The following is an 18813-nucleotide window of genomic DNA, read 5'->3' as shown; positions in this document are numbered from 1 at the left end:
GGTTTATAGTTAATTGTGAAGACACAATTATCTTTCTACTTTTTTCTCAAAATCAGCGGCTTTCAAACCCCATTGGAAAGTAGCTGCTTGTAAATACACACAGTGGAAAGTGCGCCTTAAGGAGAATCACTATGTGCGCTCAATGTAATAGTAAAAAAACACATATTCATACTGCGAAATCTGTATCAGGAAGCGCTAATACCGTTACTGTTCAAAACGCTGTTGCTGCTGACTGCTGCTCATCTACTTCAACGGCATCATCATGCTGTAGCGCAGAAACCTGCGACAGTGGTGGTGATGGTGGCGACGATGGTGGTGCCAGAAGCGCTTCATCTTCAACTATAAAGCCTGCCTTTAAAGTATTCTCGTCTGCCAATGCGGCTCAACCGCAATCTGCAGTGCTATCTTCCTCGCTGGATATGAGTAATTGCCAACAGGCAGTCGTTGCTGGGCCAGATACTCATCATCATTCGCAAGAAAATGTTCAAAGTGCCGGTTGCTGCAGTAGCGGTAGGTGCTCTAGTGGCTCCAAGGATCAAGAAATAGAAGACGACACTGCTATTTCAGGTCATCGCCAGCGCTGGAGCGTACTGGGAATGGACTGCCCAGCATGTGCTGCCAAGTTAGAAAAAGCCGTAATGGGTATTGCAGGAGTGAAGCATGCCAAAGTCATGTTTGCGACTGAAAAACTGGTGGTGACGACAGCATCGCCAATGGCGGCGGTTATCGAACAAAAAGTAATAGAAACTGGTTTTCGCTTAGTTGGTGCAAATGGGCGTCCTGACGAAGAAAAGCAAAGTTTCTTCCAGCAACATATGGCGTTGATCACCATTGCCTTGATGATGGCGGTATCGTTTGTGATTGATCGCCAGTCTGAGTTTTATGGTTTGATAGCGTTTTCTGCGACTACCATTTTGGGCTTGATCCCGATCGTAAAGAAAGCGTGGACATTGGCAAAAAGTGGCTCACCATTCTCGATTGAAACCTTGATGTCGGTTGCGGCATTGGGTGCTTTGTACTTAGGTGAAACCGCAGAAGCCGCAATGGTATTGCTACTGTTCTTATTGGGTGAGCAGTTAGAAGGATACGCAGCGTCACGAGCTCGTAGCGGTGTTAAAGCTCTGATGGACTTGGTGCCAGAAGAAGCAACTGTGATTAAACCCAACGGTGAGCGCCAGAAAGTGGCTGTTAATAGCCTTCAAAAAGGGGACGTTATTGAAGTTGCACCGGGCGCACGTTTACCTGCTGATGCCATTGTTCGTGATATCGCTGCTAGCTTTGATGAGAGTGCGCTGACGGGGGAATCAGTCCCTGTTGAACGCTTGCCGGGTGAGAAAGTAATGGCGGGCTCATTAGTTGCCGACAAAGTGGTGCAGCTAACGATTGAGTCTGAACAGGGCGATAACGCTATCGACCGTATCTTGCACTTAATTGAAGAAGCAGAATCACGTAAAGCGCCCTTGGAACGTTTCCTTGACCGCTTTAGCCGCTGGTACACCCCTGCGATGATTGTGTTAGCGACTTTAGTTATTGTAACGCCACCACTGTTCTTTGCTCAGTCTTGGGATGAATGGTTGTACCGTGGTTTAACTTTACTGTTGATTGCGTGTCCGTGTGCTTTGGTGATCTCAACACCGGCTGCGATTACCTCGGGGTTAGCCGCTGCTGCTAAACGTGGTGCGCTAATCAAAGGTGGTGCAGCACTAGAGCAACTTGGTCATATTAAAACGGTAGCGTTCGATAAGACGGGTACCTTGACTGAAGGCAAGCCAGTGATGACTGACCTTATCAGCTGGCAAGGTGATGAAACAACGCTATTGCGTCAAGCGGCAGCAGTGGAAGCTGGATCATTGCACCCATTAGCGGTGGCTGTTGTGAAAGCAGCGCAAGCTAAAAATATTAGCGTTACCGAAGCCAATCATCGTGAAGCGATTGTTGGTAAGGGTATCCAAGGTGAGATTGACGGTATTACATTGGCGCTATACGCCGCTGATCGTCTACCTCAAGCTGTCACTTTAACGGCTGAGCAGCAAAATGCGGTGAATGAGCTGGAATCACAAGGTAAAACCTTGGTAGTTGCGCTTCGTGATGAGCAAGCTGTAGGGGTGATTGCATGGCGTGATAATTTGCGTGATGACTCTGCACAAGCGATCCAACAGCTTAAAGCAATGGGTGTAAGTTCAGTGATGCTAACGGGGGATAACCCACGAGCAGCACAAGCTATCGCTAGCGATATTGGTATTGATTTTCGCGCTGGGCTGCTGCCTGCTGATAAGGTATCAGCAGTGCGAGAAATGAATGATATTCACAATGTAGCTATGGTGGGTGACGGTATTAACGATGCCCCTGCGATGAAAACAGCATCTATTGGGATTGCGATGGGCGGCGGTACCGATGTGGCGTTGGAAACAGCCGATGCAGCACTGACTCACAACCGTGTTTCAGAGCTACCAACAATGATTGCCCTGTCACGTGCAACCTTGCTGAACATTCGCCAGAACATCTTTTTAGCATTAGGGCTTAAAGGTGTGTTCTTGGTGACGACATTACTCGGTATGACGGGATTATGGGTCGCTGTGCTAGCTGACAGTGGTGCAACCGCACTCGTTACTTTGAATGCTTTACGCTTGTTGCGTTTTAATCCTGACAAGTAAATACCAAAAGGTGAGCATTGCTGCAAAAGAATAATGGTGCAGCAATGTTCAATCACATTGTTATTAAGAGATGCATAATCGGCATCTTTAGCTGGTTAATTTACCATCGAAATTTATGAATCAAAGCCGCGGTTTAGCTCTTCTGAATCGCGTTTTTTTTGTGATCTGTCACCTGTGCAAACGATTTTTGGTGATGTGGGTCACTTAATTGTGAAAAATGAAAACTCAGTGATTTTTATTAACGTGATAAAAGTCACTTAAATGTGTCATAGGTTAGGCTATCGTAAGTCCATGCTTTAAGGGTGAAACTTGATGTATAAAACCGTCTGTACCACAAGAATGGTTAGCCAAGTTAACGCCCTTATACTTATTGAAAGTGAATAAGTAGAACGTGATTCATTGCTCTGCCAACCCTATACAGAGCACAAAAAGATAAAAAGGATATCAGTATGTCTGACAATGCAGTTTTCCACCTAGGTGTGACACAAGCGGATCTTCAAGGCGCAGAGCTAGCGATTATTCCTGGTGACCCAGCACGTGTTGAAAAAATCGCAAATCTAATGGAGAACCCTGAGTTTCTAGCAAGTTCTCGTGAGTACACGGTTTACCGTGCCAAGCTAGATGGTAAATCTGTTGTTGTTTGTTCTACTGGTATCGGTGGTCCTTCTACTTCTATCGCGGTTGAAGAGCTAGCACAACTAGGTGTTCGTACTTTCCTACGTGTTGGTACTACGGGTGCAATCCAGCCACACATCAATGTAGGCGACATGATTGTAACAACAGGTTCTGTACGCCTTGATGGTGCAAGCCTACACTTCGCGCCAATGGAATTCCCTGCGGTTGCTGATTTTGCTGTTGCGACAGCAATGAAAGCGGCGTGTGATGCTGACGGTGCAAAAGTTCACACTGGTGTAACTGCATCAAGTGATACTTTCTACCCTGGTCAAGAACGTTACGACACATTCACTGGCCGTGTTGTTCGTCGTTTCCAAGGTTCAATGGAAGAGTGGCAACAAATGGGTGTGCTTAACTTTGAAATGGAATCAGCAACACTACTAACTATGTGTGCAAGCTCTGGTCTACGTGCTGGTTGTGTTGCGGGTGTAATCATCAACCGTACTCAGAAAGAGATCCCAGATCACGCAACGCTAAAAGAGACAGAAACGCGCTCAATCAAAGTGGTTGTAGATGCAGCTCGTCGTATGCTTGCTGAGTAATAGTTAACGTGATTAAGTGAATGGAGAGAGTGCGAGGCATTAAGGCTATTTGGACAAAGCTCTTGGTGAAAAGGCTACACTCTCTTTCATTGCTCTAATTTCGATGACATATAAGAACCACCTTCGGGTGGTTTTTTTGTGCGCTGAGTTTGGCACTTTGACTTTGCGTAATGAGATTTTTGCTCGGTAGATGTCAGGGGATTTAGATAGATGAGCTGTGTTTTATCAAAGCGGCTAAGCAGGTGAGGAGTTACAGATTTTACAGTTAGTAACACTTGTATCAATAAAAATGAGCTTCTCGATATTTACTTAAATCAAAAAACTTGAATATTTTTCCCGTTTGATGCTTTTTTCAACGCTGATTGGATTGATCTCCGTATTTTCTTCTATTAGAATTCGCCGCGCATTACACATGCATACATTTTTTAATATTTATTACTTTTTTTGAACTACGTCCTGTAGGGGAACTCAATGTCTACAAAACTAGCTAACCCAGCACCATTAGGTTTAATGGGCTTTGGTATGACTACCATCCTTTTAAACATTCACAATGCGGGTTTCTTTCCTGTTGATTCAATGATCCTAGCAATGGGTATCTTCTACGGTGGTCTTGGTCAAGTGCTAGTAGGCATGATGTGCTTCAAACGTGGTGACACGTTCGGTACAACGGCATTTACTTCTTACGGTCTATTCTGGCTAACGCTTGTTGGTCTAATGGTTATGCCTAAGATGGGTCTAGCTGCAAGCCCTGCACCATTCATGGGTTGGTACCTACTACTATGGGGCATCTTCACTGGCTTCATGTTCATCGGTTCACTATGCTACCCACGTGCTAAGCAATTCGTATTTGCTTCTCTAACAGTATTATTCTTCCTTCTTGCAGCTCGTGACTTCACTGGTAGCGCGCTAATCGGCACAATCGCTGGTTTTGAAGGTATCATCTGTGGTGCAAGTGCTATTTACTTCGCAATGGCGCAAGTACTAAACAACGAGTTTGGTCGCACAGTACTACCAATCGGTGAGAAGAAAGCAGCTCAAGCAGCAAGCCTAAAAGCGGCAGCTTAATTGCTCTGAATTCTTAGAAAAACCTCGCTTCGGCGAGGTTTTTTTGATCGTCTAGAATAGTATTGTCTTACACCATTATTCTTTGACGATCTAAGGAAGGCGCTATGGCACGACGTTATGCAGCAATCATGGGGGCTTTGATTGCAGATGCTGCGAGTATGGGTACTCACTGGATATACTCACCCGAGCGCATTAAAGCGCTGACCTCACTTCCCAACTTTCCTTTTATTGAACCTAATGCTGAACACTATCAGGGTGTCGATGGCTATTATGCTCACGATAAGCTGGTGGCAGGGGAGCAAACCATCTACGGTGAATGGCTAGCCTTGTACATTCGCTTACTGGCTGATCCAAGTCTGTCTATTAATCAAATGCAGCAACAAATGCTGGAGTATTTTGGCCCGGGCGGTGAATTCATGGGTTATGTTGATACTCCCACCAAGGCATTATTACTCACATTATTTTCGCAAGACCCAGAAGATTGGCCTGAAGACTCTGGCAGCGATGATGATCAAAATCCTGCATTATGCGCTGTACCTGCTCTGGTCGCACTTAAGTATTCTTCTGAGCAACTCGAACAAGAAATTGATCGTATCGTTGGTATTACTCATCAAGGCGATACAGCACTTCAGTGTGCGAAAGCCTTTGCTAGTGCGTTAAATGAAGCACTGCGTTCACAACGGATTGATCCTGTCCTTAATATTCTCAAAATAAAATCGCCAGAGCCTATCCGTGACAAAATCGAGCAGGTGAGGGCGCTGACTGGGGATGTGAACGATCTCAACCATGTTCTGACTATCGTCAATCAAGCTTGTCACTTGCCTGACAGCTTGCCACTGTCGGCATGGATACTACAAAACAGTGATAGCTTTACAGAGGCGGTGCTAAACAACATTCGCGCTTCTGGTGATAGTTGTGGACGTGCGATGCTTATTGGCGCAATCGCAGGGGCTTGCTATGGCTTTGGCGATGAAAAAGGGATCCCAATTTCATGGTTAGCGCGGTTACAAAATGGCGAAGCCACCGCAGAAGACATTGAAGCTTTGTTGGCAAGGGCGAATTAGTGGCTATTTGAACAAGCCAATTGCAGAAAAGTCGCTGGGTAGATGACTGATAAGTATTGAGCTGTGGATTGTAGGCAATAAAAAAAGCGACTGACCCAAAGGGTAGTCGCTTTTTGCTATTTAGCTAATAACCGATATTAACAGATTACTTTGATTGCTAGACCACCTTGAGAAGTCTCACGGTATTTAGCATTCATGTCTTTACCAGTTTCAAGCATAGTTTCGATAACTTTATCTAGCGATACACGTGGTGCAGAAGCACGGCGAAGTGCCATACGTGTTGCGTTGATAGCTTTAACCGCTGCGATACCGTTACGCTCGATACAAGGAACCTGTACCTGACCTGCAACTGGGTCACAAGTAAGACCTAGGTTGTGTTCCATTGCGATTTCTGCAGCCATACATACTTGCTCAGGGCTACCACCCATAAGCTCAGCAAGACCAGCCGCCGCCATAGAACATGCAACACCTACTTCACCCTGACAGCCAACTTCAGCGCCAGAGATAGAAGCGTTACGCTTGTAAAGACCACCGATCGCACCAGAAGCTGCGAAGTAACGCGTGTATTCTTTAGGACCAACAGACTGGATGAACTTGTCGTAGTAAGCCAGTACTGCTGGAATGATGCCACATGCGCCGTTTGTTGGAGCTGTAACAACACGACCACCTGCTGCGTTTTCTTCGTTAACTGCGAAAGCGTACATGTTAACCCAATCAACAACAGTCATAGGGTCATTGCTTAGTTTTTCGCTAGTCATTAGCTGCTGACGTAGGGCTGCAGCACGACGAGGAACACGTAGTGGACCAGGTAGGATACCTTCTTCGCTCATACCACGTTCCATACACTCACGCATGGTTTTCCAGATATTAGAGAAGTAAGTATTAATTTCTTCTTCAGCGTTCATTGCACGCTCGTTAGACATTACTAGCGAGCTGATAGAAAGACCGCTTTCTTTACATTGGTCAACAAGCTCTTCAGCTGTGGTGAACATGTAAGGAACTTTTACCGTAGACTCAGCTTCTTTACCGAAGTTTTCTTCATCAACGATGAAGCCACCACCGATAGAGTAGTAAGTCTTTTGGTAAGCTACTTCTTCATTGATATGCGCAGTAATAGTCATACCATTTTCGTGAAGAGGTAGGTTAGTCGTGTGGAAGTTCATGCCACCGTCACGAGGGAAGTCAACGGTGTGGCAGTGCATACCAACAGGTAGGCGCTCGGTTTCTTCAACGCGAGCAATAAAGCCAGGGATGCTATCAATATCAACATGCTCAGGACTGTTGCCTGCAAGACCCATAATGATAGCGATATCTGTGTGGTGACCTTTACCGGTAAGAGAAAGCGAACCATAAACGTCCACGGTAATTTTGGTCACATCACGTAACTTGCCCATTGCACGCAGGTCATCGATAAACTCTTTACCCGCTTTCATTGGACCTACAGTGTGTGAACTGGAAGGACCCACACCGATTTTGTAGATATCAAAAACACTGATCATCTGTATTTTACCTCAGCCTGGTTTTTAGCGTTCTGCTCTTAAACTGGCTGTATCGTTTTAATTGTCTCGCCCCTTCCTTGGCGAGATATCAGAAAACAAAAGAGCAGTGATGAACCATCCCTGCTCTTTGTATTTACTATTCTACGCGATTTCTTTTTGAAGACCATGCGTTGTGGCACATTTTCTTGACGAAGCCCACATAGTCTTCACTCTATCACTAGTTAGATTATAGCGCGCCGTAGATTACAGAGGTAATTGCCGCGATACCACATGCTGCAGTGAAAAGACGTACAGGTGTTGAAGTTTTGTACTTCGCCATCGCTGGTACTTTGTACATTGCAAATACAGGCATTAGGAACAGGATTGCAGCAATCATTGGTGCGCCCATGGTTTCAATCATACCTAGGATGCTTGGGTTGATAATTGCGATAATCCAAGTTGTAACTACGATGAAACCTAGAGAAATCTTTTCTGCTTTCTTCACTGAAGTCTTCTCAGATTTGATTAGACCTACAAGACCTTCGTGAGCGCCTAGGAAGTGACCAAAGTAGCTTGAAGTGATAGCAGCAAAAGCAACTAGTGGACCAAGCAAAGAAATCAGTGGTGACTCGTGAACGTTCGCTAGGTAAGAAAGAACGCTGATGTTTTCCGCTTTAGCTTGTGCTAGTTGCTCTGGTGACATTGAAAGCACTACAGAGAATACGAAGAACATTACGAAGCTCATAAGCATCATTGCTGCGCCGCCAGTGATCATGTCAGTTTTAGCTACTGCGTTGTCACCGTGTACACGACGTTGTTCTTTAGTGAACTGGCTGATGATTGGGCTGTGGTTGAATGAGAATACGATGATTGGAATCGCTAACCAGATTACTGCAGGCATTGCAGACCAGTCTGGTGCAACTTCCATCATAGACGTGTTCCACTCAGGAATTAGGTAGAAAGAAAGTGCTAGTAGGATAAATACTAGTGGGTAAACCATTGCTGAAGTTGCTTTCAGCATGAGTTCTTTACCGAACACAACACCAGCTGTCATTAGTGCAATAAGTACACCTGAAAGTAGCGGACGAGGGATTGATTCCATACCCATTTGGTTAATTAGGAATGAATCAACAGTGTTCGTAATACCTACACCGTAGATAAGTACAATTGGGTAAATGGCGAAGAAGTAGGCAAAGGTAATAATGTTTGCGCCAGTTTTACCGAAGTGCTCTTCTACAGTATCAGTGATATCTGCATCAGGGTTCTTAGAAGAAAGAACGAAACGAGCAAGACTTTTGTGTGCGAACCAAGTCATTGGTGCCGCGATCAACGCTAGGATAACTAGAGGCCAGAAACCACCAGCACCAGCTTTAATTGGAAGGAAAAGAACACCTGCACCTACAGCTGTACCGAACAGCGATAGTGCCCATGTGAAATCTTTATAAGTCCATTTGGTTTTAGGAACGGAGGTTGAAGCAGAACTTGTAGTAGTTTGCATAATATAAATCCAACTTTGGAACGGGAACGTTAGGAACGGTGCGCATTTTCAGGATTTATAGAAGTAAAACTTTGATTAAGATCTCGTTATTGGATGTATGGGTTTTGCAATACAATTAAAGGTGATCACGATCACGCTTTATATTCTATTAACATTAGATAAAGTAATGCGACGGGATACTATGGCTCATGCCAAAGTTGAGTTGATAAAATTTTAATCATTTGCGCGGTTGCGCCCCAAATTGAATATTTGCTGAATGATATGGAATAAATATCATGGAATTGCCCGTTTATTGTAAATCTATGGCTTTTTATATTCAACGGATTGATTAGAAAGCTTATGGGTACCTCGAATAAATTATCAACTTCGTTGCAATCTAATTTAGGAATGTAGTTTGGGGAAATTGTTGATAAATATGGCGTGACAGCATATCCACTGATCGTCGGTAGCACAGGAAGCTGTCCTAAAATGTTATCACGATGACAAATAATTCCTGTCTCTTCGTAAGTTTCTCGTAACGCAGTGTCAATTAAATCGCTATCGTGATCTTCTTTTTTCCCTCCGGGAAACGCGACTTGCCCAGGGTGATGCTTCAGGTGTTTTGCGCGTTCTGTGAACACCACATTAAAGCTATTATTGCGAGGAACTAACGAGATCAATACCGCGGCAGGTTTAAACTTCTGCGCAGATTTAGCCTGAGATGAAGGAGATGGGTGGGGCATACTCGCCGTAAATTGTTGGCGAATACGCAGCTGATGGCTTGCATCATAATCTGCGGTCGGCGCTAACATAAATCGGCTAAGTAGCTGTTGTTGATCCATTATCCATCCTTGGCTGGCATCACAGTGTTATCGAGCAAAACGTTTGTAAAAGCGATACTGAGGCTTATATCAAGTATATACCCTAGTTAACGAGTACAGTGTGTACGTTGTGATTACCTCTCAATCCCTGAGAGGTGTCGATTTGATAAATTAGTTGTCTACGAGTGTCTTTTTCGCGTTATTTGGCACGCGTCGACTCGATAGCCACGTTACTTACTATTTACTCAAGAGTGGCAAAATCTTACTCAGTTTGTCCAGTGTTTCTTGGTACTCACTGTGATCTTGGCTATCTGCGACAATCCCGCCACCGGCCCACGCATGAATTTTCTGCTGTTCAGCGACAAGAGTGCGAATAGTTATACTGGTATCCATAGTGCCACAGCGGCTAATGTAGCCGATGCTGCCACAATATACATTGCGGCGGTGTGGTTCTAATTCTTCAATAATTTCCATCGCACGCACCTTTGGTGCTCCCGTAATAGAGCCGCCAGGGAAACAGGCACGTAGTAAATCGGTAGGCGTGTATTGTTGATCGAGTTCACCTGTCACTGTACTAACTAAGTGATGCACCGCTGGGAAGCTTTCGATATCAAATAGCTTAGGAACACGAACTGTGCCAGCTTTGGCGACACGGCCAATATCGTTACGCAGTAGATCAACAATCATCAGGTTTTCAGAACGATCTTTATCAGCTTGGCGTAAATCGTCGGCACTTTGTTTATCTTCGCTTGGATCAGTAAAGCGCGGGCGAGTGCCTTTGATCGGCTTGGTTTCAATGGCTTTGTCTTGGTGCTGCAAAAAGCGCTCAGGTGAGACGGATAAAATCGCGCTGTCGGCTAGGCGAATAAAGCCAGAGAAAGGGGCGCCATTTTGCTGCTCCAGTTTCAAATAAGCTTGCCATTCATCACCTTGGTACTGAGCAGAGAAGCGCTGAGCAAGGTTGATTTGGTAACAGTCACCGGATGTTAAATAATCTTGAATGCACTTAAACTTATTGCAATAACTCTCGATAGTCATGTTGGCTGACCAATCAGATGTTAATGCGAAATCATCTGAATGTTGTAAACCATGATTTTCGTGGCTCAGCATATTTTTGCATGTATAACGCTCTTTTTGCGTATTAAGCCAAGCTAAACGCTCACTTCCTTGCGGTGAGATCAGAAAGAGTTTTTGTGCTTGATGATCAGCAATCAGCGCCCAGTCATAAATTCCTATCGCCATATCAGGCGTTGATAAATCATGTTCTGCTAAACAAGGCACTTTTTCGACGCGACGACCTAAATCGTAACCCCAAAAACCTAATGCGCCACCAAGAAAAGGGATGCCTGCCATAGGTTTAAGTTCGGGTAATAATTGTGCTTCAAGCGTAGCGACTAACTCGAACGGATCAGAAGTGCTGGTTTTTTCATCACTATCTGACAATTTAATACGCGTTGTATCACCTTGTGTCTCTAAAGTGGCTAAAGGATCAGCAACTAAAATATCAAAGCGATTATCTGGATGGTTGTTAGCTGCTGAGCGTAATATCATAGCCCAAGGCATTGCTGCGAGAGGTGCAAACCATTCCAGTGATGCTGTCGGATGATACTCAAGTTGCTCGATAATGAGCGGAGATTGTGATTTACAAATCATTTTCTTTTTTGTGACAGGTGTTCGATTAGCGCGTAGCGCGAAGTTGACCGCAAGAGTATCATAAAGTGAGTTTTAAATACGACGCCCAAGGATGATCCTTTCGGTGTATTTACAGCCTTTTAAGTCAGTAAATATATAGAAGGAACTAGCCAACGGAATATGGCAGCGTGGTTGCCCCATCCCTACCTGTCTCGACAGGGTGGCAACCACAGATTGGAAGCAATTCGGGCGCCATGGAATGATAATAATCAACGAGGGCATATATGACCGTCATCCGTAAAGAAGATCTGATAAGCAGTGTAGCTGATGCTTTGCAGTACATTTCTTACTATCACCCACTGGACTTTGTTCAAGCATTAGAAAAAGCCTATAACAAAGAACAAAGTCAGGCTGCAAAAGATGCTATTGCGCAGATTTTGATTAACTCGCGCATGTCAGCGGAAGGTCATCGCCCAATTTGTCAGGACACAGGTATTGTGACCTGCTTCGTTAAGATTGGTATGAATGTGCAGTGGGAGAGCGATCTTACTGTGCAGCAAATGATTGATGAAGGTGTTCGTCAGGCATACACCAACCCGGATAACCCACTTCGCGCTTCTGTTGTTGCGGATCCGGCTGGCAGTCGCAAGAATACTAAAGATAATGCTCCTGCCGTGGTACATATTGATATGGTACCGGGCGATAAAGTGGAAATTCAAATCGCAGCAAAAGGCGGCGGTTCTGAGAACAAAACCAAAATGGTGATGCTAAACCCATCTGATGACGTTGCAGAGTGGGTTGAGAAAACCGTACCGCTAATGGGGGCTGGTTGGTGTCCACCTGGCATGCTAGGTATCGGTATTGGTGGTACAGCAGAAAAAGCTGCGGTATTGGCAAAAGAATCGCTAATGGAGTCGGTAGATATCCATGAGTTGCAAGAACGTGGCGCGCAAAACGCAGAAGAAGAACTGCGCTTAGATATTTACGATCGCGTGAATAAGCTAGGTATCGGTGCACAAGGCCTTGGCGGCTTGACTACTGTACTTGATGTGAAAATTAAAACCGCACCAACTCATGCAGCTTCTAAGCCGGTATGCATGATCCCGAACTGTGCAGCAACGCGTCACGTACACTTCACGCTAGACGGCAATGGTCCGGCAGAGCTAACACCACCAAAATTGGAAGATTGGCCTGAAGTCACTTGGGAAGTGGGTGATAACGTTCGCCGTGTGAATGTTGACCAAGTTACGAAAGAAGACGTGCAAGAGTGGAAATCAGGCGAAACCATTCTGCTGTCAGGTAAGATCTTAACGGGTCGTGATGCCGCGCATAAACGTATCCAAGATATGCTTGCACGTGGTGAAGACTTCCCTGTGGAATTTAAAAACCGCTTTATCTACTACGTTGGTCCTGTTGATGCAGTGGGTGATGAAGTCGTAGGTCCTGCTGGCCCTACAACCTCTACCCGTATGGATAAGTTTACCGACATGATGCTTGAACAAGCAGGCTTAACTGGCATGATTGGTAAAGCTGAACGCGGTCCAATGGCGATTGAGTCTATCAAGCAAAACAAAGCCGTTTATTTGATGGCTGTTGGCGGCGCGGCTTACCTTGTTGCAAAAGCAATTAAGAAAGCACGCGTGGTAGCGTTTGAAGACCTTGGTATGGAAGCGATCTACGAGTTTGAAGTAGAAGACATGCCAGTGACTGTGGCAGTTGACTCAACGGGTAACAATGCCCACCAAACAGGCCCAGATATTTGGAAAGTGAAAATTGCAGAGATTGAAGCGTAATCGCGAAATCTGCGTTTTATATTCTGAGTGTTAAAGAAAAGGAGCTTCGGCTCCTTTTTTCGTTCTGGGTGAAATTTTATCTAGCTATTTTGTCCCTAAGCTAATTTTATCCGCTTTCTTTTTAGTATTTTTTTGCCTAACTCCGCCTGTCCCATTCCTAAGACATTCTGTAACCAAGGCTTTTCGTACCTAGTGAGTGACTACACTGTAATGGTCTGTTGATCTTTTGTGATGATACTCAGGGGTATAAATGCCTATGGATAAGTGCACTAGCCATCACCCTAGTGTTGTTTTCATGCATAGCCTAGCTAGGCGTGGAATGAACTGCAGTGAAGCTGTTGGTCGTGTGAACGCTGCCATACGCGCTGGTCTGAAGCACGGCTACCACAAAATATCAGGGGTGATGGTCTCCAGTGTGCTCTTACTTGGCTGTGGTGAGAAAGAGCAGCAAGTGGCAGAGCCCGATTCTCGGCCAGTTAAGTTGTTAGCAATCACAGTAGGCGAAAGTGAATCTTTCCGAACTTTTCCCGCCACGGTTGAAGCGGGCGATAAAGCCATTTTAGCTTTTCGTGTTGGTGGTGAATTAGCGTCAATCGCTGTTCGCTCGGGAGATATTGTCAAAAAAGGAATGACACTCGCTAAGCTCAATGAAGATGAATTATCACTATTAAAACGACAGGCTCAAGCAAATTACCAGCTCGCCTTGGTGCAATTTAAACGTAATGCCGAATTACGCAAAACCAAGGTGATCTCTGAACTTGATTACGACACTTCAAAAGCCACCCTCAACCAAGCCAAAGCCAGTTTAGATAAGGCAAAGGCAAACCTGAGTTATGCCACCTTGGTTGCGCCATACGATGGCAATATCTCACTGAAAATGATCGAAAACTACGAATACGTCAATGCTAAAGAACCTGTGCTACATATTCAAAGTTCTGGCTTAATCAACGTGACATTCCAGCTTCCCGACCACTTATTTGCTCGCTTTAAAGGTTATACCAAAGCAATTAATCCAGTGGTGACTTTCGATACCGATTTAACCCAGTCTTACTCTGCTGAATTTAAAGAAGTCGATACTGAGGCGGATTCCAAAACAAACAGCTACAAGGTGACTTTGTTTATGGCACGCCCAGACGATAAGAACATATTGCCGGGCATGTCAGGGCAAGTAAGGATAAAAATCCCGAAAGGCAAAGTGGGGGCTGTACCTAAACGCGCGCTAATAAAAGAAGGGCAACAGGTGTTTGTGTGGGCCGTTAATGGTGATGGTGTGGTGAAGAAAACAGCTGTCACCCTCAATGAAAATAATCACATTGTGGCGGGTATTGAAGATGGCACCTTGATTGCGACCTCTGGCGTTGAAGAGCTGCAAGATGGGCAAAAAGTGCGGGCGTGGGTGAAAGAGCGAGGGCTGTAAGATGCGATATTTTAAGGTGTTATATGGCTTTACCACGCTAGCTTTACTCTGTGTCTTACAAGGGTGTGAAAAGCCAGCCGTTGAGCCTCGGGTGATCACTCAACCAGTGAAAATCACCACAGTCAGTATCGCGCAAGAAGCGCCGCAATTAACCTTTCCTGCGGTCGCAGCGGCTGCGGATAAATCCAGTCTGTCGTTTCGTATTCAAGGGGAAGTGACACGGGTGCTGGTGCGGTCGGGATCATTTGTCAAAAAAGGGCAGCTTCTTGCTGAGCTTGAACCAACTGATTACCAACTAGAAGTGGATGATGCGCTAGCTAAATTCAATGTTGCCGATAGTCAGTTTCGCCGCTCCGCCAAGTTGGTGAAGAAAGGCTATTTAGCGCAATCACAATTCGATGAATTAAAAGCACAGCGCAGTATCGCACTCGCTAGACTCGATCTTGCTAAGTTACGGCTTACATTCACTAAACTCTACGCACCTTTTGAAGGCGTGATTTCCAAAGTTCCAATAGAGCAGTTTGAGAATGTGCAAGTGGGGCAGCAGGTAATGAATATCCATAGTACCAAACAGGTGGATATCCACATTCAAGCACCAGATATGATTTTCTCACGCCGCTCTGCGGTGGAAATTGAGCGTTCATCACCAAATGCGCGAATTTTGATGCCTGACGGGGTGGAATATCGCGCCAAGCTTAAAGAATTCACCACTGAGCTCGATCCTGATTCAGGTACCTTCCTTGTGACTCTCACCATGCCGATGCCAAGCGATCGTTTTATTTTGGATGGTATGGCGGTGGAGGTACAAGCCGACGCTCAAAAATTGAAAATATACCAAGCGGGTGAGCCTGTTGTGCCTGTTGAAGCCATTTTCAATGAAGATGGTGATGGGATTGAGTTAGCCAACAAATTTGTGTGGGTAGTAAACGACGATCTGACCGTCACTAAGCGCAAAATCACTACCGATAAAGTCGTACCTGAAGGTGTGAGATTGCTCTCTGGGGTTGAATCTGGTGAGCAGATTGTGATCGCAGGAGGGAACCGACTGCGTGAAGGACAGAGTGTCAAATTGGTTGAGACGGAGGGACAAACACAATGAAGCAAGATATCGCCTCCTATTTTATTACCAACAAAGTGATCAGCTGGATGTTGACCCTGATCTTTTTGATCGGCGGCACCATGTCGTTTTTTGGTTTGGGTCGATTAGAAGATCCGGCTTTTACCATTAAAGATGCCATGGTCGTGACTTCATATCCGGGGGCCACGCCATTGCAAGTAGAAGAAGAAGTCACTTACCCGATAGAGAAAGCGATTCAGCAGCTCTCTTATGTTGATGAAGTGAATTCGATCTCTAGTCGTGGTCTTTCACAGATCACAGTGACGATGAAAAACCAGTACGGCCCTAATGATCTCCCGCAGATCTGGGATGAACTGCGCCGTAAGGTGAATGATCTCAAACCTAATTTGCCACCGGGCGTGGGTGATCCGTCGGTGATTGATGATTTCGGTGATGTGTACGGGATTTTATTGGCGATCACAGGTAGTGGCTACAGCTATAAAGAGCTTAACGATTATGTTGACTATCTGCGTCGTGAAATCGAACTTGTGGAAGGGGTCAGCAAAGTTGCCGTTTCTGGCACTCAGCAAGAACAAGTGTTCATCGAAATATCGCTCCAACGTCTGACGAGTTTGGGGATTTCTCCGCAAACTATTTATAACACTTTAGCCAAGCAGAACTTGGTGACCAGCGCGGGGGCGGTGCGCATTGGTGATGAGTACATTCGGGTTCACCCGACAGGGGAGTTTCAGGATGTTGATGAACTGGGTGATCTGATCATCACTGAAAGCGGTGCTGAAGGGCTGATTTACTTGCGTGACGTTGCCACCATTCAGCGTGGTTTTAAAGAGATCCCCACCAACTTGGTCAGTTTTAACGGTAAGCAAGCCCTCAATGTTGGTATTTCTTTTGTCTCGGGCGTTAACGTGGTCAAGATTGGCCAAAAAGTAGAGCGTCGCTTAGCTGAATTAAAAGAACAACAACCGGTTGGGATCAACATCAGTGCTGTATATAGCCAGCCGACCGAGGTGGATAAATCGGTCAGTGGCTTCGTGGTGAGTCTCGGTCAAGCGGTGGCGATCGTGATCATCGTATTATTGTTCTTTATGGGGTTACGCTCGGGGATCTTGATCGGTTTGATCTTGTTGCTCACTGTTTTGGGTACCTTTGTATTCATGAAGTGGATGGCGATAGATCTACAACGGATCTCGCTAGGTGCGTTAGTTATCGCGCTGGGGATGCTGGTGGACAATGCCATTGTAGTGGTCGAAGGGGTCTTGATCGGGATGCAGCGAGGGCGAACGCGAATGCAAGCAGCATCGGATATCGTCACGCAAACCAAGTGGCCGCTATTAGGCGCGACCGTTATTGCGGTGATGGCATTCGCTCCGATTGGTTTGTCGCAAGACTCGACCGGGGAATATTGTCGAACGCTGTTTACCGTGCTGTTAGTGTCGCTAATGCTAAGTTGGTTTACCGCTATTTCACTCACTCCTTTCTTTAGCGATCTGTTTTTCAAAAGCGTCAAAATCGATGAAAACGCCGCAGACAAAGACCCATACGCAGGCAAATTCTTTGTGGTTTACAAAGCGTCGCTTGAGTGGTGTATGCGTCGAGCATGGTTAACCGTTATTGCTCTGGTAGCCATGTTGGGGGCCAGCTTATATGGTTTTACTTTGCTCAAACAATCCTTCTTTCCTGCCTCAACGACACCTATGTTCATGGTGGATATTTGGATGCCAGAAGGTACTGATATTCGAGCGACAAACCTAGCGCTTGGCAGTTTGGAAGCCGCACTGCGTGAGCAAGAGGGGGTAGAGTACGTCAGTTCCAGTGCGGGTAAAGGCTCGCAACGTTTCATGCTGACTTACTCGCCAGAGAAGAGTTATGCCGCTTATGGTGAGCTGATTGTGCGCTTAGATACGTTTGAAGATGTACTACCAAACATGGCGCAGTTTAGCGAGCTGCTTGATCGTGACTACCCACAACTTGAATATAAGTTGAAGCAAATCATGTTAGGCCCATCATCTGGGGCGAAAATCGAAGCGCGGGTTGTTGGGCCTGATCCAACCGTGCTGCGTCAACTCGGTAAGCAAGTAGTGGATATCATGCACGCTGATCCGGGTGCATTTAATGTACGCCACGATTGGCGAGAGCGTACTAAGGTGATTGAGCCGATTTTCAATGAGAGTCAGGCGCGGCGTTACGGTATCACCAAAGAAGATGTTGATGATTTACTGCAAATGGCATTTTCAGGCTTAGCCATAGGTTTGTACCGTGATGGCACTAACCTGATGCCAATCATTGCTCGCTTACCGGAAAAAGAGCGAGTGGATGTCACCACCATCGAAGGCATGAAGATCTGGAGTCCAGTGAATCAAGGGTATGTACCGCTACAACAGGTGATGTTGGGTGTAAATATTCGCTGGGAAGATCCTTTGATTGTACGAAAAGATCGCAAGCGCATGCTGACCGTGATGGCGGATCCGAATCCGTTAGGGGATGAAACCGCAGCCACTGTGCAAGCCCGAATTCAAACGACAATTGAAGGTTTGGATTATCCTCCGGGTTACTACCTTGAGTGGGGGGGAGAGTATGAATCTTCTGCCGATGCACAAGCGTCGTTGTTCTCAACCATGCCAATGGGCTACTTGGTGATGTTTTTGATCACCATCTTCCTGTTCAAGAAAGTGAAAGAGGCGTTGATCGTCTGGGCGACAGTGCCGTTAGCAGTGATAGGGGTGACGACTGGGCTACTGGCGCTTAATACCCCGTTTGGTTTTATGGCATTGCTGGGCTTTTTGAGCTTATCTGGGATGTTAGTGAAAAATGGGATAGTGCTAATCGATCAGATAGAAATCGAGGTGGCAAGTGGTAAGGATCAATACCATGCAGTCGTTGATGCAGCTGTAAGCCGTGTTCGTCCTGTGTGTATGGCGGCGATCACCACAGTATTAGGGATGATCCCACTGTTACCGGATGTGTTCTTCAAACCTATGGCTGTAACGATTATGTTTGGTTTGAGCTTTGCGACAGTGCTGACTTTGATAGTGGTACCTGTGCTGTACCGCTTGTTCCATAAAGTGGCCATTCCTGAAACCAGTACCGCGCAGCCAGTGTTACAAAACTAGCTGACAG

General features: G+C 45.7%; 12 protein-coding genes. 8 read left to right on the top strand and 4 right to left on the bottom strand.

Translation table 11 applies throughout. The features are described from left to right. Nucleotides 1-131 precede the first annotated feature (131 nt). The 4 genes from A3K86_RS05115 to A3K86_RS05100 all read left to right on the top strand — a co-directional run bounded on the left by A3K86_RS05115 (nucleotide 132) and on the right by A3K86_RS05100 (nucleotide 6000). Nucleotides 132-2654: a zinc/cadmium/mercury/lead-transporting ATPase gene (locus tag A3K86_RS05115; RefSeq protein ID WP_068328627.1), complete on the top strand. Its 2523-nt coding sequence runs from the start codon at nucleotides 132-134 to the stop codon at nucleotides 2652-2654. A gap of 449 nt (nucleotides 2655-3103) precedes the next feature. Next, the gene (gene udp / locus A3K86_RS05110; protein ID WP_068328624.1) at nucleotides 3104-3871 is read left to right on the top strand and encodes a uridine phosphorylase; all 768 of its coding nucleotides are present in this window, start codon (nucleotides 3104-3106) and stop codon (nucleotides 3869-3871) included. A 471-nt stretch (nucleotides 3872-4342) separates the two neighbouring features. Continuing rightward, a complete protein-coding gene (locus tag A3K86_RS05105) occupies nucleotides 4343-4936 on the top strand; it encodes an acetate uptake transporter (RefSeq protein WP_068328621.1) in 594 nt (197 codons plus the stop codon). A gap of 104 nt (nucleotides 4937-5040) precedes the next feature. Then, nucleotides 5041-6000 carry an ADP-ribosylglycohydrolase family protein gene (locus A3K86_RS05100; protein ID WP_068328618.1) on the top strand — a complete coding sequence of 320 codons (960 nt, stop codon included), beginning with the start codon at nucleotides 5041-5043 and terminating at the stop codon, nucleotides 5998-6000. A gap of 137 nt (nucleotides 6001-6137) precedes the next feature. Here the strand turns inward: A3K86_RS05100 and A3K86_RS05095 are convergent, their stop codons facing one another. The 4 genes from A3K86_RS05095 to pabB all read right to left on the bottom strand — a co-directional run bounded on the left by A3K86_RS05095 (nucleotide 6138) and on the right by pabB (nucleotide 11429). Further along, nucleotides 6138-7499, bottom strand: coding sequence for an L-serine ammonia-lyase (locus A3K86_RS05095; RefSeq protein ID WP_068328615.1), 1362 nt, complete (start codon nucleotides 7497-7499; stop codon nucleotides 6138-6140). A gap of 226 nt (nucleotides 7500-7725) precedes the next feature. Next, on the bottom strand, nucleotides 7726-8976 hold the full coding sequence (locus A3K86_RS05090; protein ID WP_068328612.1) for an aromatic amino acid transport family protein: 1251 nt from the start codon (nucleotides 8974-8976) through the stop codon (nucleotides 7726-7728). A 179-nt stretch (nucleotides 8977-9155) separates the two neighbouring features. Then, nucleotides 9156-9797, bottom strand: a complete 642-nt coding sequence (locus tag A3K86_RS05085; RefSeq protein ID WP_068328609.1) for an NUDIX hydrolase — start codon at nucleotides 9795-9797, stop codon at nucleotides 9156-9158. 216 nt (nucleotides 9798-10013) lie between these two features. Continuing rightward, a complete protein-coding gene (pabB, locus tag A3K86_RS05080) occupies nucleotides 10014-11429 on the bottom strand; it encodes an aminodeoxychorismate synthase component I (protein WP_068328606.1) in 1416 nt (471 codons plus the stop codon). A gap of 263 nt (nucleotides 11430-11692) precedes the next feature. On the opposite strand from pabB, the gene A3K86_RS05075 reads away from it, so the two are divergent. The 4 genes from A3K86_RS05075 to A3K86_RS05060 all read left to right on the top strand — a co-directional run bounded on the left by A3K86_RS05075 (nucleotide 11693) and on the right by A3K86_RS05060 (nucleotide 18806). Beyond that, complete coding sequence (locus A3K86_RS05075; protein ID WP_068328603.1) at nucleotides 11693-13201, top strand: fumarate hydratase; 1509 nt, start codon at nucleotides 11693-11695, stop codon at nucleotides 13199-13201. A gap of 403 nt (nucleotides 13202-13604) precedes the next feature. Continuing rightward, complete coding sequence (locus tag A3K86_RS05070) at nucleotides 13605-14618, top strand: efflux RND transporter periplasmic adaptor subunit (RefSeq protein ID WP_068330230.1); 1014 nt, start codon at nucleotides 13605-13607, stop codon at nucleotides 14616-14618. 1 nt (nucleotide 14619) lies between these two features. Next, nucleotides 14620-15717, top strand: a complete 1098-nt coding sequence (locus tag A3K86_RS05065) for an efflux RND transporter periplasmic adaptor subunit (RefSeq protein ID WP_068328599.1) — start codon at nucleotides 14620-14622, stop codon at nucleotides 15715-15717. Continuing rightward, nucleotides 15714-18806 carry an efflux RND transporter permease subunit gene (locus A3K86_RS05060; protein WP_068328597.1) on the top strand — a complete coding sequence of 1031 codons (3093 nt, stop codon included), beginning with the start codon at nucleotides 15714-15716 and terminating at the stop codon, nucleotides 18804-18806. Before A3K86_RS05065 ends, A3K86_RS05060 begins: the two co-directional genes overlap by 4 nt. Nucleotides 18807-18813 lie beyond the last annotated feature (7 nt).

Source organism: Photobacterium jeanii (genome assembly GCF_001650345.1).
GTDB lineage: Bacteria > Pseudomonadota > Gammaproteobacteria > Enterobacterales > Vibrionaceae > Photobacterium > Photobacterium jeanii.
Note: the sequence above shows the minus strand (reverse complement) of the source record. Positions and strands in the feature narration are given on the sequence as shown.